Origin of the sequence: Paenibacillus sp. OV219, from assembly GCF_900110075.1 — a bacterium.
In the GTDB taxonomy this organism is placed as follows: Bacteria; Bacillota; Bacilli; order Paenibacillales; family Paenibacillaceae; genus Paenibacillus_Z.
The window spans coordinates 349,860-371,736 of record NZ_FOCJ01000001.1; the positions used below are offsets into that span (position 1 = coordinate 349,860).

21 protein-coding genes are annotated in these 21,877 nt (G+C 49.8%); 15 read left to right on the forward strand and 6 right to left on the reverse strand.

The annotated features are described in order from the left end of the window. Window positions 1-548: 548 nt before the first annotated feature. Window positions 549-1,280, reverse strand: coding sequence for a YwaF family protein (locus BMY11_RS01420; protein ID WP_090572689.1), 732 nt, complete (start codon window positions 1,278-1,280; stop codon window positions 549-551). A gap of 78 nt (window positions 1,281-1,358) precedes the next feature. On the opposite strand from BMY11_RS01420, the gene BMY11_RS28680 reads away from it, so the two are divergent. After that, complete coding sequence (locus BMY11_RS28680; RefSeq protein ID WP_177182455.1) at window positions 1,359-1,502, forward strand: hypothetical protein; 144 nt, start codon at window positions 1,359-1,361, stop codon at window positions 1,500-1,502. A gap of 91 nt (window positions 1,503-1,593) precedes the next feature. On the opposite strand, the gene BMY11_RS01425 is transcribed toward BMY11_RS28680, so the two are convergent. Beyond that, complete coding sequence (locus BMY11_RS01425; RefSeq protein WP_090572690.1) at window positions 1,594-2,580, reverse strand: phytanoyl-CoA dioxygenase family protein; 987 nt, start codon at window positions 2,578-2,580, stop codon at window positions 1,594-1,596. Window positions 2,581-2,673: 93 nt separating this feature from the next. Further along, window positions 2,674-3,567: an AraC family transcriptional regulator gene (locus tag BMY11_RS01430; RefSeq protein ID WP_090572691.1), complete on the reverse strand. Its 894-nt coding sequence runs from the start codon at window positions 3,565-3,567 to the stop codon at window positions 2,674-2,676. A 208-nt stretch (window positions 3,568-3,775) separates the two neighbouring features. On the opposite strand from BMY11_RS01430, the gene BMY11_RS01435 reads away from it, so the two are divergent. The 3 genes from BMY11_RS01435 to BMY11_RS01445 all read left to right on the forward strand — a co-directional run bounded on the left by BMY11_RS01435 (window position 3,776) and on the right by BMY11_RS01445 (window position 6,298). Next, window positions 3,776-4,528 (forward strand): IclR family transcriptional regulator, encoded by a 753-nt coding sequence (locus tag BMY11_RS01435; protein ID WP_090572692.1) that lies wholly within the window; start codon window positions 3,776-3,778, stop codon window positions 4,526-4,528. Between the two features lie 28 nt (window positions 4,529-4,556). Next, entirely contained in the window at window positions 4,557-5,330 is a 774-nt protein-coding gene (locus tag BMY11_RS01440; RefSeq protein WP_090572693.1) for an SDR family NAD(P)-dependent oxidoreductase, read from the forward strand. A 62-nt stretch (window positions 5,331-5,392) separates the two neighbouring features. Further along, window positions 5,393-6,298: a fumarylacetoacetate hydrolase family protein gene (locus BMY11_RS01445; protein ID WP_090572694.1), complete on the forward strand. Its 906-nt coding sequence runs from the start codon at window positions 5,393-5,395 to the stop codon at window positions 6,296-6,298. A 44-nt stretch (window positions 6,299-6,342) separates the two neighbouring features. Here BMY11_RS01445 and BMY11_RS01450 read toward each other — a convergent pair whose 3' ends face one another. Further along, complete coding sequence (locus BMY11_RS01450) at window positions 6,343-6,999, reverse strand: endonuclease/exonuclease/phosphatase family protein (RefSeq protein WP_090572695.1); 657 nt, start codon at window positions 6,997-6,999, stop codon at window positions 6,343-6,345. 116 nt (window positions 7,000-7,115) lie between these two features. Here BMY11_RS01450 and BMY11_RS01455 point away from each other — a divergent pair, with 116 nt between their 5' ends. From BMY11_RS01455 to BMY11_RS01470, 4 genes are all read left to right on the forward strand, one after another. Next, a complete protein-coding gene (locus BMY11_RS01455) occupies window positions 7,116-7,958 on the forward strand; it encodes an amidohydrolase family protein (protein ID WP_090572696.1) in 843 nt (280 codons plus the stop codon). Window positions 7,959-8,061: 103 nt separating this feature from the next. Beyond that, the gene (locus tag BMY11_RS01460; protein WP_090572697.1) at window positions 8,062-9,510 is read left to right on the forward strand and encodes an S-layer homology domain-containing protein; all 1,449 of its coding nucleotides are present in this window, start codon (window positions 8,062-8,064) and stop codon (window positions 9,508-9,510) included. A 195-nt stretch (window positions 9,511-9,705) separates the two neighbouring features. Continuing rightward, window positions 9,706-10,326, forward strand: coding sequence for a PadR family transcriptional regulator (locus BMY11_RS01465; RefSeq protein WP_090572698.1), 621 nt, complete (start codon window positions 9,706-9,708; stop codon window positions 10,324-10,326). Between the two features lie 54 nt (window positions 10,327-10,380). Beyond that, window positions 10,381-11,916, forward strand: a complete 1,536-nt coding sequence (locus tag BMY11_RS01470) for an MDR family MFS transporter (protein WP_090572699.1) — start codon at window positions 10,381-10,383, stop codon at window positions 11,914-11,916. A 76-nt stretch (window positions 11,917-11,992) separates the two neighbouring features. On the opposite strand, the gene BMY11_RS01475 is transcribed toward BMY11_RS01470, so the two are convergent. Next, window positions 11,993-12,571: a GNAT family N-acetyltransferase gene (locus BMY11_RS01475; protein WP_090572700.1), complete on the reverse strand. Its 579-nt coding sequence runs from the start codon at window positions 12,569-12,571 to the stop codon at window positions 11,993-11,995. A gap of 344 nt (window positions 12,572-12,915) precedes the next feature. Here BMY11_RS01475 and BMY11_RS01480 point away from each other — a divergent pair, with 344 nt between their 5' ends. The 7 genes from BMY11_RS01480 to phoU all read left to right on the forward strand — a co-directional run bounded on the left by BMY11_RS01480 (window position 12,916) and on the right by phoU (window position 20,775). After that, window positions 12,916-14,319, forward strand: a complete 1,404-nt coding sequence (locus BMY11_RS01480; protein WP_090572701.1) for a stalk domain-containing protein — start codon at window positions 12,916-12,918, stop codon at window positions 14,317-14,319. A 36-nt stretch (window positions 14,320-14,355) separates the two neighbouring features. Then, window positions 14,356-15,219, forward strand: a complete 864-nt coding sequence (locus BMY11_RS01485; protein ID WP_090572702.1) for a phosphate ABC transporter substrate-binding protein — start codon at window positions 14,356-14,358, stop codon at window positions 15,217-15,219. An 87-nt stretch (window positions 15,220-15,306) separates the two neighbouring features. Then, window positions 15,307-16,266, forward strand: coding sequence for a phosphate ABC transporter permease subunit PstC (gene pstC / locus BMY11_RS01490; RefSeq protein WP_090573481.1), 960 nt, complete (start codon window positions 15,307-15,309; stop codon window positions 16,264-16,266). After that, on the forward strand, window positions 16,263-17,177 hold the full coding sequence (gene pstA / locus BMY11_RS01495; protein ID WP_090572703.1) for a phosphate ABC transporter permease PstA: 915 nt from the start codon (window positions 16,263-16,265) through the stop codon (window positions 17,175-17,177). The genes pstC and pstA overlap by 4 nt, the downstream gene beginning before the upstream one ends. A 365-nt stretch (window positions 17,178-17,542) precedes the next feature. Then, a complete protein-coding gene (locus tag BMY11_RS01505; protein WP_090572705.1) occupies window positions 17,543-18,766 on the forward strand; it encodes a methyl-accepting chemotaxis protein in 1,224 nt (407 codons plus the stop codon). A 507-nt stretch (window positions 18,767-19,273) separates the two neighbouring features. Further along, window positions 19,274-20,044 (forward strand): phosphate ABC transporter ATP-binding protein PstB, encoded by a 771-nt coding sequence (pstB, locus tag BMY11_RS01510; protein ID WP_090572706.1) that lies wholly within the window; start codon window positions 19,274-19,276, stop codon window positions 20,042-20,044. 71 nt (window positions 20,045-20,115) lie between these two features. Further along, complete coding sequence (gene phoU, locus BMY11_RS01515) at window positions 20,116-20,775, forward strand: phosphate signaling complex protein PhoU (protein WP_090573482.1); 660 nt, start codon at window positions 20,116-20,118, stop codon at window positions 20,773-20,775. 112 nt (window positions 20,776-20,887) lie between these two features. Here the strand turns inward: phoU and BMY11_RS01520 are convergent, their stop codons facing one another. Continuing rightward, window positions 20,888-21,784: a LysR family transcriptional regulator gene (locus BMY11_RS01520; protein ID WP_090572707.1), complete on the reverse strand. Its 897-nt coding sequence runs from the start codon at window positions 21,782-21,784 to the stop codon at window positions 20,888-20,890. Window positions 21,785-21,877: the final 93 nt, after the last annotated feature.

Genomic DNA, 21,877 nt, shown 5'->3' on the forward strand with positions numbered 1-21,877 from the left:
CTGCTGCAGCCTTGGGTGCGGTTCAGGTGCTGAGAGCACGTATGTGATCTCTCACCGCCAAAGTGGCAGCAAGCAACTCGATTCGTGCTGCTGAGAACGTATGTGATCTCTCAGCGTTTGAAACCGGCAAAAAGTAGGCTGAGAGAACGTAATTGATCTCTCACCGCCAAAGGGGTAGCAAGCAACTCGATTCGTGCTGCTGAGAGCACGTGTGTGATCTCTCAGCGATAATTCGGGTGTGTTTATTGAGTTAAGAGAACGTATGTGTTCTCTCAGATTTAGGATAAGTATGGAAGATGTTGTGAGTCCCTATCTCGAGATTTGAAGCAACCGCAAGCTCGCTCAACTCCCCCTGAGAGAGGAAAAATCCTCTATCAGCTCCCGAAAGCCGTCTAAGACCGCAACGAGGGAGGAAAAACTCTCTCTCAACGCTATTTTCAGCGGATGGAGAGGCCGAGAAAACGTATTTGATCTCTTAGAGTTATTTTAATAGGTGGGAGATGCTGCTCTCTCAGAGTCGTCTCCCGTCGCTGGAGCTAGTCGACTGGCTATACCGATCTTCGCTGCCGTCGCCGTCGCCCAACCACAAAAGGTAAATACATCAAAGTAAAGATCACAACAGCGATCGCTTCCTCGACCAGCAAGTAATACGGGTAAGGTCCCAATACCGAGAGCAGCGAGGCGCCAGCAGGTTTGTGACGAAGGAACATATAATTGGCATCGAGCCAGAAGTCGATTCCGCCGACTACGATAACGAGAATGTTGAGGAATACCATCGTGATTCCGATGGATTTCCAGGTTGGACGATATCGCTCAACCCAGGTCAAATAGAGTGGTGCGAGTATGATCGCGATATGCACGATGAAGAAGTGGAAGAAGCGAAAATGCGGATACGGATAATCGAGATCAGGAGTGAAAATCGCCTGCAGCGCCCCTCCGATCCCTGCGAAGTAGACGATTTGGTAAAGCAGTCTGCTGCGCGTGACCAGCAATAGAATCGCAAGCATTTGCGAAATGCTGCACAGCTCGAGCGGGAGCGTATTCCTGGTATTCCAAAGCTGCTCGGCGGCATACCAATAGTAAAGACCTGCCTCGGGAACGACCAGTCCGAGGAGCAGTGAGGCACGAATCATAGTTCGAAGCCTCGTACGCTCACGAATGCCATCACGGAATAGATACAACAGCAGAGCAAGTCCAAGCAATATGGCGATCATGAACAGATGTGGAGCCGTGTAAGCGATGAATTGTTCCTGAGTATGAGGCGAGAAAAATGAATCCATATGCGGTAGCCCCCTTCTTACATTAACAATTCGGGGAGCTGCTTCCAAAATCCTTTGCAAATGTTGGGAGGGAAGCAGATGCGAGAGCTTGTCGGACTGTGCCAGCTATGCAACCATACCGTTTATTGCGAGGATGGTTTCTTGAACGGAGCCATCGAGGAGAGCGGTAGGCTTATCTGCTCGGATTGCGCTAAGGAGAGAGAAGAGAGAGAAGAGCAATAGCGGTGTCAAGAGTATGCATGTCCTGCTGCTGGCTAACCCGCCAAAACATAAAAAAGCCGAATGCGACATCAAGTCCGCACTCGGCTTATTGTTATTTTTTCTGCACAACCGGCATCATCATGCCGTCCATGCCCATCATGCTGACATTCTCGCCATCGGAATCGTCGCCGTCATAGAGATACACTTCTGTGCCGTACTTCGGCTCGGCATAAGGAAGATGTGTCCGGCCGCGGGCAAGAATTTGCCGGTAGTTGCCGGAATCGCCGTCGAAGTGGTCGTGATCCCAAGGCACCCAGGAGCGTGCGTTGCAATAGTGGAGCACGTAGGAGCGGCGGAAGCGATCGACCGTCTGATTCGGATACGATCTATGGAACAGATGCGAGTGGAAGAATAGGACATCGCCTGGCTGCATCGGCACCGAGATCGGTGGCGGATATTTAGCAACGACGCGGGATAGCGTATTGACCTCATCGTCGAGATGACTCACATGCTGCACGGCATGCAGGTCGGAGAATGCATCAACCGCGTGTACATTGCCGCCTCCGATACCGTCCGGCGGGTAAATCGGCTCATGATTGGAGCCCGGCACAACCCACAGGCAGCCGTTCTCTTCATCGACTTCTTCAAGGGCAATCCATGCGCCGATAAGCGTATCGGGGTGTGTCCGGATATAGCAAGCATCCTGATGCCAGCCTTGGCCGCCGCGGCCCGGAGGGTTAAGGAACATCATCGACTGCACGGCATAGATATCCGGGCCGATTAATGCTTCGATGACGTCGACGATACGAGGATTAAGCAAGCCGCGCTCTGCGGCCGGATTAAGTCGTGACAGCATATGGATACGCGTCTGCTGCTTAAATTCTTCATTAAGCGGATCGCTGGCATTGTTGCGGTCTTCATTTGGTGCAGTCTTCAAACGAGTATCTTCGGCAAGCTGGTAGAGCTCGGCGATGTCTTCTTTTGACACAAGTCCTTTAGCAACCAGATAACCATTACGGTGATAATGGGTATACTGGTCCGTGCTTACCAGATAACGGTCCTCCCGTTCACGAGACTTAGGCGTATAGTAAGTTCCCATCGTTATGAATTCCTCCAGTAAACGTAAATTATGCTTCTATTGTGCAGGAGTGAGGGAGCGTTTTCAATGGAGGAAAGAGAATAAACGATGTGTTTATTTGATATCAGCATTAACGACAATATGTCGGTTGACAAAGGAGCGGTCACGATGATCCTCAATTACCGCATGGCGGAAAATTGGGGATTTGCACCTTTCAATGTACTCCGTCGCCGTAATGCCACGAATGCGCTTATACATTTTTGAGAAGTGGTGCTCGTCCCCGAAGCCAGCCAAATAGGAGATTTGCTTCACTGTGCCTTGGCCCCGCATCATCAATTCTTCCGCATAGTGCAGCCGTCGTTCCAGCAGCATCCGCTTTGGCGTCATCCCGACAGCTGCAACGAACATGCGAGTAAAATGCTCATGTGACCAGCCAGACTGCTGTGCAATGCTCTCGATGGTGATCGGTTCTGTCAAATGGGCGTCCATGTAGGCGATGCTTCGGGCAATTTGCACAGGGTAGCTGCTTGCTGCGAACTCTGGTGTTTTGTCAGCGTAGGCGGCCAATTCCTCAAGTGCGGCATCGAACAGGGAGGTTAACCGACGCTTCCAATGATGCGATTGATGGTTGGCGACGACGACGATTTGCTGCAAGATGGCGGCAATAAGCGAGCTGTGGTGGGCCGGGACGACGTGCACCTGCTGCAGCATTGAAGTGAACCTCGGATCTTTTGCCCGGAGCAGCTCGTAATCGAAATGAACGAACAGATGCCGGACGTTGCGGTCACGGTCGAACAGATAGCGGTGCTGAACGCCTGGCTGAGTCAGAACGAAACAAGGTGTGTCGAGCAGAATAGACAGTTCTTCAACCTCATAAATCGTTCCGGTCCCGTCTGGAAAGTATACGAGCTCATAATCTTCAATTGCGCGCGGCCCAAGAATATGACCGCCTGCTTGAACGCGAATATCACCGATGCTGTTAATGACAGGTGTGACGCGTGCGTCCATCCGCTAAGTCACTTCCTTTCTGTCTTCTACCGTTATTATTGCTGAGAGGCAGGGAGCGGCGCAAGCTCTTCCTTTTGGAGCAGATGCCGTGTTTTTTATGTTGAAATTACTTGTGGCGCGAGCTATAGTGGAGATAGATTAGTTTACTATATAAAAGTTGGTTTTATATGCAAAACCAAATGGATATGGATGAGGCGATGGTGTAGCAGTGGCAGAGGAACGCAAATATTGGGTGCCTGCGCTAGAGAAGGCAGATAAAGTGCTGGCTGTACTCGCTAAGGAGCCGGCCAAGCATAAGCTGATTGACCTATCGCGGAAGCTGGACATTAACAAGAGCTCGATGTTCTCGCTTCTGAACACAATGGAGACGCTCGGTTGGGTGAGGCGCAGCGGGAGCGGGGGAGATACGTACTCGCTTGGGCATGCTTTTGCCGAATTCGGTTCGTCGTACTTGAAGCAGTATGATCTGCATCAGTCGTTCCAGGAGGAAGCGTCGGGCTCGCGTGATCGGCTGCAGGAGACGGTTCAACTGGCGAGGCGCGCGGGCAATCAGGTTCTCTACTTAGGGAAACTCGAAGCGGTAGCTCCAGTTCGGCTGCAATCCGAGCCAGGGATGCGGCTGTCGGCTCATGCAACGGCACTAGGCAAAGCGATGCTAGCTCAGCTGAGCGAGGAAGAGTTGCTTCGGTTATACCCAGAGGAGCAGCTTGCGCAGCTCACGCCACATACGATTAGCACCCGAAGCGCGCTGTTCAAGCAGCTGGAAGCGATCCGTGCAGATGGCTACGCGCTGGACGATCAGGAGTCCGTGATGGGCTTTCGATGTGTAGCGGCGCCGATCCGTGTAAGCAGCGGGGAGCAAGCGGCGGTCAGCTGTTCCATGCTGCTGCATCAATGGGCAGTGAAGTCAGATCAGGCAAGAGCAGAAATGCTGGATTTAGCAAAGCGGTTATCTGTGTAAAACGACTAAGTTTAGGGAGATGAGAGGCATGCGGTTGCAAAATAAAGTTATTCTCATTACAGGCTCAGGTTCAGGTATCGGCAAGGCGACGGCGATTCTGTTCGCTAGCGAAGGGGCGAAGTTGATTATTAACGACTTGTCCGAGCAGAACGGACAGGAAACCGTGCAAGAAATCGAAGCGGCAGGCGGCGAGGCGATCTTCATTCGCGCTGACGTCACGAAGCCAGATGAAGTATCCGCAATGGTAGATCAAATTATTGCCCGCTACGGTGTCATTGATGTGCTCTTCAACAATGCCGGCATCAGCGGCGTCGGCGTTCTCCATGAAATCGAGCCGGAAGCTTGGGATCGCGTCATTAATGTAAACATCCGCGGCGTCTTCGTACCGAGCAAGTATGTCATTCCGCATATGATCGAGCGCCGCAGCGGTTCAATCATCAATATGTCCTCTTGTATCGCGGAGATCGGACTAGCCCGCCGCGCTTCCTACGCGGCAACGAAAGGCGCTGTGCTTGCGCTGACGAAATCGATGCAGGTTGACTATGCGCAATATAACATTCGTGTGAATGCGCTGCTGCCGGGCACGATTATGACTCCTTTTGTGGAAAATTATTTGAAAACCTCGTACGACGATCCTGAGGAAGCAATCAAGGGGCTGAAGAAGCGCCAGCTGAGCGAAGAGCTCGGTTTCCCTGCGGACGTTGCGAAAGCGGCTCTGTTCCTTGCTTCGGATGAGTCCTCGTTCGTTATGGGCTCGCCATTCTATGTAGACGGCGGCGTTGTATTCGGCAAGAACGCATAACAAGTGTGATTCCATAGCAGCTTTAATATAAATTACGATTTGAATGGAGGCATTCGAGCTTTATGAAACTGGTTACGATCTCGAAACAAGGACGAGGCGCGCTCGGCGTTGCTGTCGCGAATGGCATCATTATTGATATTGAAGATGCGCTTCAAAACGTTCCAGCTACACATGAAGTACCAACTACGGTGACAGCGGTAATTGAAGGTGGCGAATCCGTGCTAGCTGCTCTACGCAGCTATGTTGCCGCATTACCTATAGCAGGTGCTGAAGCTTATGCTCGCAAGGAGAGCGACATTGAATGGGGACCGTGTGTAACGCATCCGAACAAAATCATCTGCGTCGGTCTTAACTACCGCAAACACGCGGAAGAGACGAACGCACCGATACCGGATTACCCGATTCTGTTCAACAAATTCAACAACACATTGACTGGTCATCTGAAAGACATCGCCGTGCCGAAAGTAACAGAGAAGCTGGACTATGAAGCAGAACTTGTTATCGTCATCGGTAAGAACACCAAATATGTGGCGAAAGAAGACGCGCTGAGTCACGTTTTCGGCTACTGTGCGGTAAACGACTTGTCTGCGCGCGATCTGCAGCTTCGTACGCAACAATGGCTGCTCGGCAAAACTTGCGACGACTTCAGCCCGCTTGGACCTTATTTGGTAACAGCTGATGAGGTTGGCAATCCGAACGACCTGTGGATCAAATCGACCGTGAACGGCGAGGTACGCCAGTCGTCGAATACGTCGGATATGATTTTCCAGTGTGATGAGATTGTGAGCTACGTATCGCAGCATATGACGCTTGTACCTGGCGATGTTATCTTGACAGGAACGCCTGAAGGGGTCGTACTCGGTTTGCCGCCGGAGCAGCAGGTATACTTAAAGCCTGGCGATGTCGTCACGATCGAGATCGAGAAGCTTGGCTCATTGACGAACCGTTTCGTGCCGGACCAAGGATAGTAGACATGAAGAAGGAGTGCCGAGGCACTCCTTTTTTATAGCATTTAGTCTAAGATTACAGTTGTGGTGATCGGATAGTGGTCAGAAGGGTATCGCCCGTTATAGAGGCTGCGGTCGATGGTAGATGACGAAATTCGTGCATCCTCCGACATGTAAATATAATCGATTGGACTTCCCGTATCGCCGCCTTGGAAGCCGTGATAGGTGCGGCTCAGTGGTTCTTCCAAGAACGAGAATGCGGAGATGAGGCCTGCCTCATGAATGAGTTCGATGACTTTGCTTGAAGGTTCGCAGTTGAAGTCACCAGTAAGCATAGATGGGATGAGGCTCTTTGAAGGGTTCATCTTGGAAAGGATGAGCTGTATGCCGTTCTGCCGCGCTTCTTCGCTCACATGATCGAGATGAGTGTTATAGACGATCCATTCCTTGCCTTCAAGGCTGCTGAATTTAGCCCATGTGCACATGCGAGCGCAGCATTCGTCTGGTGTACCACTGCTTCGGCTAGCCCCAATTGATTGATATTCGGGCAGCAACGCTTGCAGATCTTGCAGCATCGAAGGCAATCCTTCCTGGGTGCAAACGATGTCTGCTTGTGCTTGTTTGATTGCTTCAGCAACCTCATTAATCCGGTTAGGCCAAGCGTTGTCGCCATCCTCCAGAACGTGAACACGCAAATTGAAGGTCATAAAATTGAGCTGCATTAGTATCCTCCTTCGACGATATGATATGTAAAAATAGAAAACGCTTACAGATTTACCTGTTATAACCGATGAACGGCTTCAGGACGAACTAAATATGAATAAGAGGAGTATTAAAAATGATCAGAATAGATGCGCATCAACATTATTGGAAGCTTGATCGCGGTGATTACGGCTGGCTGACACCGGAAGCGGGACCGGTTCTATATCGCGATTATGGACCTGCTGACCTTGAGCCGGAGCTTGAACGCGCCGGTGTGTCCCGTACGATTATTGTCCAAGCGGCGGCTACCCATGCGGAGACAGAATATATGCTGCAGCTTGCCGAGCAATCGGAGTCGGTGGCTGGCGTAGTGGGCTGGCTTGATTTTGCCGATCCGCAGTGGCGTCAGGTGTTGGAGTCGTTCTCCTCGCATCCGAAGTTTGTCGGCATCCGCGTCATGATCCAGGACATGGGGGATGCGCGCGAGGTGCTGCAGCCGCAATTCGTGGAGGCGCTTCAAGAGCTGGCGGCGATTCAGCTGCCTGTCGATCTGCTGCTCGTATCGCATCAACTCCCTGAAGCCATTGAATTGCTGAAGCAAGTCCCTGGCCTGCACGCGGTTATTGACCATATCGCGAAGCCACGGATCGGCGAGGGAGTCATTGAGCCTTGGGCGAGCCAAATGAAGGAGATCGCGGAGTCGTTCCCAGGCGTGTATTGCAAGCTGTCCGGCATGATTACGGAGGCGAACCATCTGGAGTGGACGCCAGAGCAATTCGTCGCATATGTGCAGCATATCGTCGGCGTATTCGGCACGAAGCGCGTACTGTTCGGCAGCGATTGGCCGGTATGCTTGCTCGCTGGCAGCTACAGTGATGTGTGTGATGTACTGGCTTCTGCGCTGCCATCATCACTCGAAGCGGAGGAGCTCGAGGCGATTTACGGCGGGAACGCTGCTGCTTTCTATAAGCTGACCTAGCCGAATACTCCTTTTATACAACTTTCGCATAATATCCGGCACATGCCTGCTCTGTATACAATAGTAGAGAGCTGCATGAGATCGTTATGTGGGAGGTAAGAGGATGGCAAGTTTGAATGGTGGCGCATACGCGCGGAGGCTTATATGTCTGTTATGCGCAATGCTGCTCGTTACCGTTGCGCTGCCGCTTCCGAGGGCGCATGCGGAGGTGCACATCTCCAAGTTCCAGCTGATCATGAACGGCGCACCTTACTTAATTGGCGGGGTGAAAATTAGTTACAGTGTCGCGGATGACAGTGCACTCAACACGGATGTGGACAGCACGAATATTCAGTACTCCTCAGATAATGGTTTAAATTGGTATCCGGTTCAGGAGTTGAACGTGTACGCTCCTGGATTCGGGGGATCATTTAGTCTGCCATTGGATGTTTCAATAACAAGTGTAATATTGAAATTGGATGCCGAATACTCGCCACTTTTTGGATCCGACAGCCATCCTTCCATCACGATTGGCCCTTTCCCTGTCAAGCAGCCCGTTCAGCTAGACGGTCTGACCCTAACGGAAAATAAGGGCGGCTCCGTAACGCTTGCTTGGAATGATAATTCGAACATGGAATCGTACTATCAGATCAAACGAACAGGCGGCAAGGACGGCGAAAAAGTCTTATATGTCAATGATACGATGGATCATATGGGACCACTCAGCTTCACCGATCCCGTAACGAGCCCGGAAACACTCTATGTATATGCGGTGGAAATGATTATCGATAAGTTTACGCTGCCAGTTTATTTGATTCCTGGCGACGTGCCGCGTCTTTTTCAGACGAAGAAGAGGACGATACTCGATTCGAATATCGATGTTATATCGGTGGTTCCAGGAATTAAACTCCCTGATTTAGGTCAGATTGTTGGCGTTATTCCGGGAGGGTCGGGTGGCGACACAGGCTCTAGTTCTGGCTCTGGCTCAGGCTCAGGCACTGTTTCAGGACCACCGCCGCTCTCTGATGATCAGCTTGCAACTCTCGTTGCTGGAGCCAGCGAGTGGGCGAAACCTGATCTGATCGAGGCAATCAAGCAGAAACTAACGACGGATGCCGTACTTGGCAAATATCAGGAGTCGATTACAAGAGAGGAATTCGCGGGCATCGTCGTTCAATTATATCGTGTTAATACCGGTAAACCTCCGCAGCCCATCACGTCTAATCCTTTCTCAGATACGACGGATAATCAAGTGCTGGAAGCGAGCAATCTTGGCATTGTAAAAGGTACGTCAGCAACGACGTTCTCCCCGAAGGCGACGATTACGCGTCAGGAAATCTGCGTGATGTTGTACCGAGCTGCGCAAGCGGCCGATCCGGCGCTGGTGAAGGCAGATAACCACCCTTCATTCACGGATAAATCTCAAATTGCTGCTTGGGCGCTAGATGCCGTCGGTTTTCTGTCTAGCAAAGGAATTATGAAAGGCGTCGGCGGAGGCAAGGTCGATCCGCTCGGCAAAGTAACACGTGAGCAAGCGATCGCACTGATCATTCGTGCGTATAAGACGTTGTAATTTGCCTTTAGTCCACCACTGAATAGGAGCCTAAAGTACTTCCAAGTACTTCGGGCTTTTTATTTTGCTCTGGGGCAAGTTATAGAGAAATGTATAAATGAAATCAGTCCCGGGACCGTTGACTTTAATCATCCGAAACCGTATAGTCGAAATAGACTATGCGGTGTTACTGCGTTTCGAAGGAGTGTATGGGAGATGATCAAACGGAAAGTGAACAACATGCTGGCACTGGCTGTCTTGTCATTGCTCATTGAGAAACCGATGCATCCGTATGAAATTTCTGCAACGATGAAGCAGCGCGGCATTCCGGATGTGATCAAGCTGAACAACGGCTCGCTCTATTCCGTTGTAGAATCGCTGCTCAAGCAGATGTGGATTGTGCCGCTTCAGACGGAGCGGGAGGGGAAGCATCCTGAACGTACGATCTATGCGCCGACGGATGCAGGCCGTGCAGGATTTCATGAATGGATAAGGGAGCTGATCTATTCGCCGGTGAAGGAGTACCCGCACTTCCCGGCGGCTCTGTCGCTCATCGGCCACATTGCGCCGCAAGAGACGATAGAACTGCTCCATCAACGCGTCGGCTACATCGAGAAAGAAATTGTGGAGCGCCGTGCGAGTATTGAGCTGTTCCTGAGCAGAGGGCTTGCACGAATCTACATCGTGGAGCAGCAGTTCATCCTGCATCAGCTTGAATCGGAGTTTTCATGGCTTCAGGCTTTTATCCGGGAGATCAAGGACGGAAGCTTCACGGAGCTGCAGGGTGGCGAACAAGTGTGGTTGAACTCGGTACCGATTTTTGATGATGAGCTGTAAAGGCGGGGTACAACAACACGAAACATTATATGAACTGGAGGGGAGCTTCACACAATGGTGGCAAAGCGTAATAATGTTGGTATCGTAGTCGCTGGCTTGCTGTTAGGCATTCTGATGGCATCCATGGACAATACGATCGTTGCAACAGCAATGGGAACAATCGTCCACGATCTCGGTGGGATGGACAAATTCGTATGGGTGACATCTGCCTATATGGTAGCGGAGATGGCAGGCATGCCGATCTTCGGCAAGCTGTCCGATATGTACGGACGCAAGAAGTTTTTCATATTCGGAATTCTGACGTTTATGCTCGGCTCCATTCTATGCGGAACTGCGCATTCCATTGTCGAGCTTAGTATTTATCGCGCCATTCAAGGCATTGGCGGCGGAGCACTTGTTCCGATCGCATTCACGATCATGTTCGATGCCGTACCGCTTGAGAGTCGCGGTAAGCTTGGTGGTTTGTTCGGTGCAGTATTCGGTATGTCAAGTATATTTGGCCCGCTGCTTGGTGCGTACATCACGGATTACATCAAGTGGGAATGGATCTTCTACATTAACTTGCCGCTTGGCTTAATTGCCTTCTTTATGATCGCCTTCTTCTATAAAGAGTCGGTAGAGCATTCCAAGCAGAAAATCGACTGGGGCGGCGCCTTCACTCTGGTAGCCGGCATCGTCTGCCTCATGTTCGCGCTTGAGCTTGGCGGTAAACCGAATTATGCTTGGGATTCTGCGCGCATTCTCGGCTTGTTCGCCGGATTCGCGGTCATGCTCATCGCGTTTATCTTCATTGAGCGTAAAGTATCTGAACCTATTATTAGCTTCAAAATGTTCCGCAAGCGGCTGTACTGGACCAGTAACGCGATGGCGATGTTCAGCGGAGCGGCGTTTATTACTGCGTCTGTGTACATCCCGATCTTTATTCAAGGGGTACTTGGCGGTAAAGCGACAAATGCAGGTCTTGTCCTTCTGCCTATGATGTTTGCTTCGGTCATTACAGCATCTGGCGGCGGTTTCTTGATGACGAAATTGTCATTCCGCTCACTAATGTGGCCAACGCTGGCAATCCTTGTTCTTGGAAATATCTTGCTTACAACTATCGATGTTGATTCCACTCGTTTCATTGTAACGATCTTCATGATTCTTGTTGGACTCGGCATTGGCGCTTCGTTCTCGGTACTGAGCAATGCTGCGATTTATTCGTTCTCTCCTAGAGAACGTGGTGCCGCGAGCGCGACACTGAACTTCCTTCGTTCGCTCGGTATGACGATTGGCATCACGGTATTTGGTATTGTTCAGAGCCATGTTATGACAGGCAAGCTTAAAGATGCGTTTGCAGGTTCCGATGCCGGCCAAATTCCTGCCAATCTGGACCTAAGCGATCCGCGTGCGATTCTGACACCGGAGACGCGCAAGCTTATCCCAACGGAAGTGTTGGATAAGATCGTCGCGGCGCTGTCTTCTTCCATCACTTACACCTTCATGTGGGCGATCATTCCATCTATACTCGCGCTTGCCTTCGCGTTCTTCATGGGTCGCGAGAAGCTCGACGCGATTGCAGAGAGCAGCGAATACGGTCCGTCGCACTAAGTTGTTAAGCCAGTAGTTCTAACTTAAAAAAGCCTGTCGTTCTAAGCCCCATGGCTTAGGCGGCAGGCTTCTTTTTTTACGAATTAAGCAATAGTGCAAGCATGACGACATCAAGAAACTTGTGCGTCACTTCGTGCATCAGATACTGCTTCAGCACACCTTCTTCATGAAATCCGAGCTTGTGCAGCACTCGTATAGACGCTTTATTCTCCGGCAGCACCTCTGCCTGAATGCGATTAAACCCAATCGATTTGCGGCTGAAGTCGAGCACGCCGTTCAACGCCTCGGACGCGATACCTCTATTCCAATAATTGGGGTGCAGATCATAGCCAAGCGACAGGGGGAATTGAGGGACTTCATCGAACGTCCCTCTGGTCGGCATAAGGATGACGGACCCGATGACTTTGTCCTCTTCATGCTGGGATATGCCCCAAGCGAACAGCTTGCGATCGGTGTAAGCTTCATTCCAAGAATCGATTAACGACTCCGTTGCTTCGATCGTCGGCGGCCCGGCCCAATCTTGGTGCTGCATCACGCGCGGATCTGAATAGAAGTCGAAGACGTCTGTCGCGTCAGCTGCATGTATTTGCCGCAGGCGCAATCGTTTGGTTTGAATGAGTGGGAAGGAATGAAACAGTGAATTGGATACATCCATGGATAATCAACCTTTTATCTATAATGAGTGATAGTAAGATCTTATCTTGTAATTCTTAAATTCAAATGAAATGAATATGAAATCTGGCTGGTGATTACTGGGACCATCGTCGAAGAGCTGCTTCTACTGTCGTTATTGGCGACTGAAGCGGCTTTTTTTTGCGCTGAGGGGCTGAATTCTAGTTCTATGGCACTCCTTTACAATACATCCACAATAGATTAACTCTTACTTTACAATACCGGAGAACTAGATTAACGACCTCTTAACATTAGATCCATATAATCAATCTTGTACATAGTTGTTTAGGTAAAAGAAACCATACCAGAAGGGTGAGTACGAGCCAAATGTCTATGAAAAAAACGCTTATGATTTCTGCACTGGCAGCAGCGCTGAGCACTACAGCAACTGGGGTAGTATCGGCAGCAACTGCGAATCAAGTTACTTCGGCGGCAGCTACACTTAACGTAATGGTTAACGATTCTGCGGTTCAAGTTCGTTCTATTCAGGCGCAAGACGCTGCATTCGCATCGCTTCGTGACTTGGGAACAGCGGTAGGCGCAATATTCGTTGTCAACGTGAAAGCTGGCGTAACGGCTTACTTCCAAGGTCATGCAATTGAGCTTCACGCAGGTTCGAACGAAGCGCTTGTTGACGGCGAAGCAGTAACACTAGCGCAAGCCGTGCAAAACGTAAGCGGTAGTTACTATATCTCGTCCGAAGACTTCCTGAGCACGTTTGGTCTGGACGGAAATGTTGATGATGCTGGTACACTGTCGATTGATGTTGTACAGAAGGTACACGCAGACGCAGCTAACTGGATTGATGCAAGCCACCTGCTTGTTTCGGAGATGACAGAAACAGGTCGTAACGATTACATCGTTGATGCGCAAACAGCAGCATACCAACTAGTTCTTAGCTCAGAATCAGCTTCTAATCTGACCGTTTCCCCGAACGGTGCACTTGCGGTTTACACGAATGAAGACGGTATCGTAAATGTAATCGACTTGAAGAGCAGCAGCTTCGCTTCGAAGACCGTTTCCACGGATAACTCTATCAAGCCGGAGCTCGTATGGGCAGCTGATAGCAGCGCGATCTACTTCCTGCAAGGTGACAAAGGCTCAGTCATCGCGAAGATGAACCTCGCTGACGGCGCGATTACGAAAGTGCTTGAAGACAAGGTTGATTACAAATCAAACTTGGCCGTATCGAAGGACGGCACGAAGTTCTTCTACACCATTACGAAGCCAGGCACAGTAACGGCTGATGCGACGAAGCCAGTAGACGCTGACGATGTTGCAATTGACTCTACAGGTACGGAGCCGCAAGTATTCAGCTTCGACGCTACAGTAAAAGACGGCAAACCTGTTCAAGTAACATCGCAAACGGATGACAAAGTATTCGTTGGCGCAACAACAGACGGTTCGAAGGCTGTATACATCAGCTCTGTAGACAACAAGCCTTCTGCCTTGGTTGCAGTAGCAGCTGACAAAACATTGACTACGCTGATTGGCGATCAAGACGTGCTTGCAGCTACTATCGCTGGCGACACGGTATATGCACTTGTTGATTCCGGTGATGCATCTACGTTGATTAAAGTGGACGCTCTGACTGACGTGAAGGAAACGGTACGCAAGGTGGATAGCGATGCAAGCGAAGTAATCGCAGCTCCAGGCACACCAATTGCAATTGTGATTGACGGCAACGTTAATGTAGTGAATGGCGATACATTCAAGAAAGTAACAAACTAATAGATTGTCCCAAATTGAGAGGAGAACTTACATTCTATGAAAACAAAATGGTTTAAAGGCTTTGCATTTGCCGCAATTGCTCTGACAGTTGCACTCGGTTCCATCACTTCCGTTGCCAGCGCTTCGAGCAAGCTGAGCGGACGTATTGTCATTAACGGTTCTTCGGCGCTTCTTCCACTGACGCTGCAAGCGAAGAACGAATTCCAGAAGCTGAACCCGAAAGTGAAAATCTCGGCATCGGCAGCAGGCTCCGTAACTGGCCCGCAATCTGTACGTAAAGGTATCGCAGACATCGGCGCATGCGACTGGGATGCATCGCTTGACGTACCAGGCTTCAAAGCTTTCACAGGTCTTGTAGCTAACAAAGTAGCAGTAACACCTTTCGCAGCAATCACGAATAGCAACGTTGGCGTAAGCAGCCTGACAACGGTTCAACTGCAAGGTATCTTCTCCGGTAAAATCTCCAACTGGAAAGATGTTGGCGGTAAAGACGCTGATATCATTGTAATCAACCGTGCATTTGGTTCCGGTACACGCGTTAACTTCCAAGTAAAAGCGCTGAACGGCTCTGACTACATGACTAAAGGCGATAACTACAAAGAAGTTAAATCGAGCGGCGACATGAAAACAGCGATCGAGACTACGCCTAACGCAATCGGTTACATCGACCTTGTCTATGTAACTAGCAAAATGACAGCACTCAAAATCAACAATGTTGCTCCAACAGCAGCTAACGTAATCAACGGTACGTACAAAGTATGGGGCTACGGATACTACATGACTAAAGGCCAACCTACTGGCGCTGTAAAAGCATTCATCGAGTACATCCAAAGCGCGAAGTTCCAAAACGGCTCTCTGAAAAAGCTTAAATTTATCCCACTCTCCGCAATGAAGAAGTAATTGAGGGACGGATGGAGCCAGCTTCTGCAGTTGATACTTGCGAAGCTGGCTTTTCTTATAATCGAAAGGAGTTAAAGCGCCATGAGCATGATGGAAGTTCCCACTTCTGGCAAGGTAATGAAAGCGGATGAACTGGGGAGCAGTCTCAAAGCTTCATCAGGCAAGAAATTCGGCCGTAAGGCAAGGCTATCGCTGTATAATCGTACGTTTAAAGTCATCTGCATCGCCAGCGCCGTATTTGTATGTATCATCCTGTTCTCGATCTTGTTCCTTATGGGCCGGACAGGGGTGCTTACCTTTGAGACAGTTTCGGTGAAGGACTTCTTTTTCAGTACGGAATGGGTACCTGAGAATGATCAATATGGTGCATTTATATTTATTTTCGGTACGTTTGCACTTACTTTATTGACGATGCTGATTTCCGTACCGCTATCCGTTATCATCGCAGTTTTCTTGGCCGAAATGACACCGAGCTGGTTGAAGACGGCACTTCGTCCGATCCTTGACCTGCTTGTCGGCATTCCTTCAGTCGTATACGGTTTCCTTGGTATGACTGTTCTTATTCCGATGCTCCGCTCCGTAACAGGTACGAATATGGGTGATGGTATTCTAGCTGCGGCGATTGTCCTCACGATCATGGTACTGCCTACGATCAGCCGGATAATTGACGATTCTATCGTCGCTGTACCTAAGAAGTTCCGCGATGCTTCGTATGCACTTGGTTCAACCCGGTTCCAAACGATTACTCGAGTAGTTATTCCTGCTGCAAAAAGCGGCATTATGTATGCAGTTATTCTTGGCATGGCCCGTGCGATCGGTGAAACAATGGCGGTCGTCATGGTTATCGGTAATACGCCACAGCTGGCGAATGCACTATTCAAACCAACTTCGGTTCTGACAAGCAACATCGTCATGCAAATCGCGAATGTCCCGTTTGATTCCACTTGGAACTACGCGCTATATATGATGGGCTTTATTTTGCTCGTAATCTCACTCATTATGATTGTGGTTGTTCGCTTGATTCAAGGTAAAGGAGTGAAACAATGAGCACGGATACTTCCAAATCCACGACTTTGCAAGCGCAGGCGAACCCCTTCTCCTCGAGCAGAGGCTTGAACCATTTGAACAACCGCTTATTTACCGGAGTCGTATGGCTCGTCGGCCTTTGTACGATTGTTTTTATCTGTAGTCTCTTATTCCTGATCTTGCAAAAAGGGCTTCCAAAGCTCGACTTTGGCTTTCTCATTGGGCTGCCTAGTGAGATTGACGAGGGTGGAGGCGTCGGTCCGGTCCTATTCAACTCGTTCTATGTGCTGTTTATCTCGCTAGTGATTTCGATTCCGCTTGGCATGGCTGCGGGGATCTACTTGGCAGAGTTCGCGCCTGCGAATAAATTTATTGCTTTTATCCGGATTTGCGTTGAAGGACTCGCATCCGTACCTTCGATTATTTTCGGCTTGTTCGGTATCGCTTTGTTCGTCGAGCAGTTCGATGTCGGTCTAACGATTATTGGCGGTGCGGTAAGCTTGGCGTTCTTGAATTTGCCTGTGTTGACACGTGTAACAGAAGAGGCCATTCGCGCAGTGCCGCAAGAAATGAAGCAGGCTTCATTCGGGCTTGGCGCAACGCATCTGCAGACAATCCGCCGCGTAATCATCCCTGTCGCGCTGAACGGGATTATTACAGGAATCTGTTTGACAGCAGGCCGTGCTTTCGGCGAGAGCGCTGTTATTATTCTGACAGCAGGCGTTTCTTCATCGGGCGCCATGTGGGATTTCAATCCGCTGTCGCCAGGCGCGACGCTTGCTGTTCACTTGTGGTATGTACAGTCAGAAGCGATAGTCCCAGACGCTCAGCTCATCGCAGAGAAATCGGCTGCTGTGCTCGTGTTCGTTGTATTGCTCATCAATCTTGTGTTCCGTGTTCCGCTTTGGATAAACGCTCGTAGAATGCGATGAGTATGGAGGGGCTGTTTCGCCGATTTTTGGCGAATCAGCTTTTTTTTATTTGAGGCAGATACGGACCAGTTGAATGACGACGAATCCGGTTGCGCCAATCAAAAGCGTTCGTTCGATTATTTTGATGAAATTTATCGTAGTTCGGTCTGTTTCTTGTTTGGTCGGCGATTCTTCTCCTAATGAGCGGTTCCTAAAGAACAGCGTTATGAAAACGAGTGCAGCCAGCCCTTCGAAAACGAATTTGGCGATCACTGGTCTTAACTTGATCCTCTATTTTAACACTAGTTTAACATTTAACGGCAATAACGATAATCCTTTGTACCTATAGTTTGAAGTAGATACATAGCCCTGAAGGGAGAGAACTAATGTCTATTTTATTACTAGGAAGAAACGCTGAGCTCGAAACCGTTCAGAGAATGACTCCGGCAGCACCTACAACAACAGATGAACTGACCACAATGACCAACAACATAGATCATGCAGAAGCAATATCGGCAATAACTGAAATTGGCTATGAGATATTAGAGCCCTTCATTCGGAGCGTACCGATCGTTGGAATTCACCATACTTGTGAAGAAGTAATCGAACAGTTCGCCGTGACACCGGACAACGAATGTGTCGTCGTGTGCGATGAAGCGCATAAACCACTTGGGCTAGTGATGAAGAACAGATTGACGATTATTCAGACGCATCGTTTTGGCAGGGAAATCTATTATGGCAAATCAATTGCGAAGCTGATGGATGAGCGGCCGCTCACGGTGAACCAACAAATATTGCCGCAACAGCTATTGGATCTTGCGCTTGGGCGTGATGATAAGACGGTGTATGACTGTGTGATCGTTGCCGAGGATGATCGTTTTGTCGGCATTCTGACGATGTCGGATCTGCTTAAGCTGTCGCGGTTGATTCAACAGAAGACGGTACAATCGCAAGTAGCTACGATTCTCGGCGCAGAAAAGATGATTCGCGAGATCGACCGCTCCGTCGTTCAGGTGCACGAAGCTTCGCAGCTTGGCGAGTCGATGTCGCAGTCGATGCTCGACTTGACGCTTAAAGGGAAGAATGAGCTGGACAAGGTGTCCGCAGCCTTTCAAAACTTGTCGGCGCGAACCAATGTGCAGGAAGTTCAAATTAGCGAACTGCAGGATCGAGCTGGGGCGGTCGGCAAAGTATCGAAGCTAATTCGCGAGCTAGCGAATCAGTGTAATCTGCTCGCGGTGAACGCGACAATCGAGGCAGCCCGCGCAGGCGAGCATGGACGCGGCTTCACTGTAGTCGCGGACGAGGTGCGCAAGCTCGCGACGCAGACGAAGCAGTCTGCTGATGATATTAACTTGTTCATCAGTGCCATTCTCGAGGCTGTCAAAGAGACGGTACATCTGGTCAGCGAAGGTAAGTCGGAGGCGGATGCGAGCCAGTCGTATGTAAAGGAAGCCGCTGATGTGTTTCAACAGCTGTTCCACACTGCCGCAGGCAACAGCAGAAGCGCCGGCGAGATCGGCAAGCTCGCGAGCGATGCGTATCAGCAATCGCAGCGCGTCACCGAGCAGATGAAGCAGCTGATGTCGGATATGCAGGTCAATCGTTAGAGAGAAAGCGACTCGCTTTGCGGGTTGCTTTTTTTGTAAGGTGGTGAGGGGGGCGCATATCACCGAACTCTTCGCAACTAAGTAACAAGCGACCTAAACCACTACTTTGCTGCTGAGTGGTGCTGAGAGAGCATATATGATCTCTCAGCGCCGAAACCTGATCTCTCACCGCCGAAACTACTTAGTTATGAAGTTGAGAGAACATATATGATCTCTCAGAGTCGGAAGAGTGAACTGGCTCTGTGCGGAAGTTGCCGAGAAGAACAAATTCCGACTCTCAACAGGAATTCGACGCGAAACCTCATCTGAGAGTCGGATTATCCAACTCTCAGATGAGGCTTGATCATTCATGTACCTAGCATGACGCAAACTCATGCCGAGCAATTTTAATATAGAGTTTACAAAACGATCATATAAACATGACAATTGGAAGCTAATCTAGCATAGACACAATTGATCATGGATCGAATTCATTTGAATAGTCCACCCACCTGAAAGGGGTTCAGCATGCAAACTACAGCTACGCAAACCTTGATTGATATTAGCAAATTGAATTTACATTATGGAAACTTTCACGCGCTCAAGAACGTGAGTATGGATATCCCTGAAAAAGCGATCACTGCATTCATCGGGCCCTCCGGCTGCGGAAAGTCGACGCTGCTTCGTACGCTGAACCGGATGAACGACATGATTCCCGGTACACGCATTGACGGCAAAATTACGATCGGCGGAGCGGATATCTACTCGAAAGAAGTAGATGTCGAGACACTTCGCAAGAAGGTCGGCATGGTATTCCAACAGCCCAATCCGTTCCCGAAATCCATCTACGATAACGTTGCTTACGGCCCGCGTCTGCACGGAATTCGCAGCAAGAGCAAGCTAGACGAGATCGTGGAAACTTCGCTCCGTTCCGCTGCACTGTGGGAGGAAGTGAAGGATCATCTCAAGCGCTCGGCGCTCAGCCTCTCCGGCGGTCAGCAGCAGCGTCTTTGTATCGCTCGCGCAATCGCGGTAGGCCCAGATGTGCTGCTTATGGACGAAGCAACCTCTGCGCTTGACCCGATTTCTACGCTGAAGATCGAAGAGCTCGCGCAAGAATTGAAAGACAAATATACGATCGTAATGGTAACGCACAACATGCACCAAGCGGCGCGTGTATCCAATCAAACGGTGTTTTTCTTGAACGGTGAAGTGGTAGAGTACTCCGACACGGAGAAGCTGTTCTCGAACCCGCGCGACCAACGCACGGAGGATTACATTAGCGGACGTTTTGGTTAATCCAAAGCCGCCAGCAAGCAAGCAACCAACCAACCAATATGCCTAAAATAGAGGAGAGCATCTAACGCATGATGACGAAACGTAGAGAACTCGATCATGGACTTGAAGAGTTGAACGAAATGATCGTTGAGATGGGGCGCCGCGTTGAAACCGCGCTGACACAATCGATGCAAGCACTGGAGAAGGTCGATGTAACTGCAGCGAAACGGCTTATCCTAGAAGATAAAGAGCTGAACATGATCGAAGAAAAAATATCCGAGATCGGATCGCGCTTGATCGCAACGCAGCAGCCGGTAGCGAAGGATCTTCGGCGGATCCTCGTCGCCTTCAAGATTGCCAGCGATCTGGAACGGATGGGCGACCTTGCCGTTGATATCGCGAAGGTCGTTGTACGACTCGAAGGTCAATCGCTGATCAAGCCGCTGATCGATCTGCCGCGCATGAGCCAAATCGTGCAAATGATGACGTACGAATCCATTCAATCGTATGTCCAGGAAAATGTGAATATGGCTTACAAAATGGCAAAAGACGATGATCTCGTCGACGCCCTGTATGCGCAAATCATTCGCGAGCTGCTTACCATCATGATGGAAGATCCGAGAACGATTTCGCAGGCAAACCTGCTGAGCTTCGTTGGACGTTACATCGAGCGCTTCGCCGACCATGCAACGAATATTGGTGAATCCGTTGTTTATCTTGTAACAGGATCCCGTCCTGACTTAAACGCGTAGATATAGCCGAACTTATCGTACCCGCCAAACCGATATCCTATACGCAGCAGCTGATCCGAAGCGAGCAACAAGACGCCTTCGCGAAATCAGCTGCTTTTTTATATTTTGCTTCTTACTTAGCTAGCAGCTCCTTCATCAAGCCGCTCAATCGTTGAAGCAGGGCTGGATTCCAATAATCGCTGCGCCAAATTGCAGTCAATGGGTAAGGCTTCTGCGCCCCTGTTAAAGGAATCTGCACAATGCCCTTCGGCAGCTGCGAACTCTTCAAAGCCGGTAATATCGCAACTAAAGAGCCGGAGCGAACAGCGCTTAGCGAATGCTGAATCCGATCCGTCGACAGCGTTAAGGTCAGATTGACTTTCTCATGCGACTCCCAATCGAGCAGTGCTTCCTCCAGCTCGCTATCCTCGAGCTTTACAAAAGGCAATGCCGCTAAACGATACGAAGGTATTGCCGCTGACTTCGCAAGTGGATGCGACTCCGCCATATAGATCGCAAGCGGTCGCTCGTTTAGCATTTCTTCTAATAATGGAACCGAGTCATTCTGAGTCAGAGGAGTTAACAATCCGCCATTTACAATCAGATCGACCGTACCATCACGAAGCTTCGCTAATAATTCACTGCTCGATCCGGTCACAAGCTTAATCTGCACCTCGACAGCTTCTGTGACACGCGCATACCAATCGTCATCGAATAGAATTGCCGCCGCACAGTCCGTACAGCCAATAACGAACTGATGTTTTCCCGTCTGCTCGAGTACGGCAAACCGTGCTTCGGCTTCTCGATAGAGTTGGTCAATGCCCGCCGCATAATGACAGAGAAGCCTGCCGGCTTCGGTGAGCAACACTTTCCCGGTCTTCATCTCAAAGAGCGGCGTACCCCATTCCTCTTCGAGTTTCTTCATATGAAAGCTGACGGTCGGCTGCTTGACGCCAAGCTCTTCAGCCACTGCGGTGACCTTTTTCAACCGATCTAGCAATACCAAAATTTGCAATCTTAATATATTCATAATATTTGTACTCCCAAACGACATGATTATATATAGATTTTATAATACCCCCATACATTATTCAATTATTCTATATACTTTTATCATTGCGTT

Coding starts and splice junctions, on each gene's coding strand:
- BMY11_RS01475 (WP_090572700.1), bottom strand. CDS start 12,571: ATGGATGTATCCAATTCACTGTTTCATTCCTTCCCACTCATTCAAACC.
- BMY11_RS01520 (WP_090572707.1), bottom strand. CDS start 21,784: ATGAATATATTAAGATTGCAAATTTTGGTATTGCTAGATCGGTTGAAA.
- BMY11_RS01420 (WP_090572689.1), bottom strand. CDS start 1,280: ATGGATTCATTTTTCTCGCCTCATACTCAGGAACAATTCATCGCTTAC.
- BMY11_RS01470 (WP_090572699.1), top strand. CDS start 10,381: ATGGTGGCAAAGCGTAATAATGTTGGTATCGTAGTCGCTGGCTTGCTG.
- BMY11_RS01450 (WP_090572695.1), bottom strand. CDS start 6,999: ATGCAGCTCAATTTTATGACCTTCAATTTGCGTGTTCACGTTCTGGAG.
- BMY11_RS01455 (WP_090572696.1), top strand. CDS start 7,116: ATGATCAGAATAGATGCGCATCAACATTATTGGAAGCTTGATCGCGGT.
- BMY11_RS01465 (WP_090572698.1), top strand. CDS start 9,706: ATGATCAAACGGAAAGTGAACAACATGCTGGCACTGGCTGTCTTGTCA.
- BMY11_RS01505 (WP_090572705.1), top strand. CDS start 17,543: ATGTCTATTTTATTACTAGGAAGAAACGCTGAGCTCGAAACCGTTCAG.
- phoU (WP_090573482.1), top strand. CDS start 20,116: ATGACGAAACGTAGAGAACTCGATCATGGACTTGAAGAGTTGAACGAA.
- pstA (WP_090572703.1), top strand. CDS start 16,263: ATGAGCACGGATACTTCCAAATCCACGACTTTGCAAGCGCAGGCGAAC.
- pstC (WP_090573481.1), top strand. CDS start 15,307: ATGATGGAAGTTCCCACTTCTGGCAAGGTAATGAAAGCGGATGAACTG.
- BMY11_RS01440 (WP_090572693.1), top strand. CDS start 4,557: ATGCGGTTGCAAAATAAAGTTATTCTCATTACAGGCTCAGGTTCAGGT.
- BMY11_RS01480 (WP_090572701.1), top strand. CDS start 12,916: ATGTCTATGAAAAAAACGCTTATGATTTCTGCACTGGCAGCAGCGCTG.
- BMY11_RS01430 (WP_090572691.1), bottom strand. CDS start 3,567: ATGGACGCACGCGTCACACCTGTCATTAACAGCATCGGTGATATTCGC.
- pstB (WP_090572706.1), top strand. CDS start 19,274: ATGCAAACTACAGCTACGCAAACCTTGATTGATATTAGCAAATTGAAT.
- BMY11_RS28680 (WP_177182455.1), top strand. CDS start 1,359: ATGCGAGAGCTTGTCGGACTGTGCCAGCTATGCAACCATACCGTTTAT.
- BMY11_RS01485 (WP_090572702.1), top strand. CDS start 14,356: ATGAAAACAAAATGGTTTAAAGGCTTTGCATTTGCCGCAATTGCTCTG.
- BMY11_RS01425 (WP_090572690.1), bottom strand. CDS start 2,580: ATGGGAACTTACTATACGCCTAAGTCTCGTGAACGGGAGGACCGTTAT.
- BMY11_RS01460 (WP_090572697.1), top strand. CDS start 8,062: ATGGCAAGTTTGAATGGTGGCGCATACGCGCGGAGGCTTATATGTCTG.
- BMY11_RS01445 (WP_090572694.1), top strand. CDS start 5,393: ATGAAACTGGTTACGATCTCGAAACAAGGACGAGGCGCGCTCGGCGTT.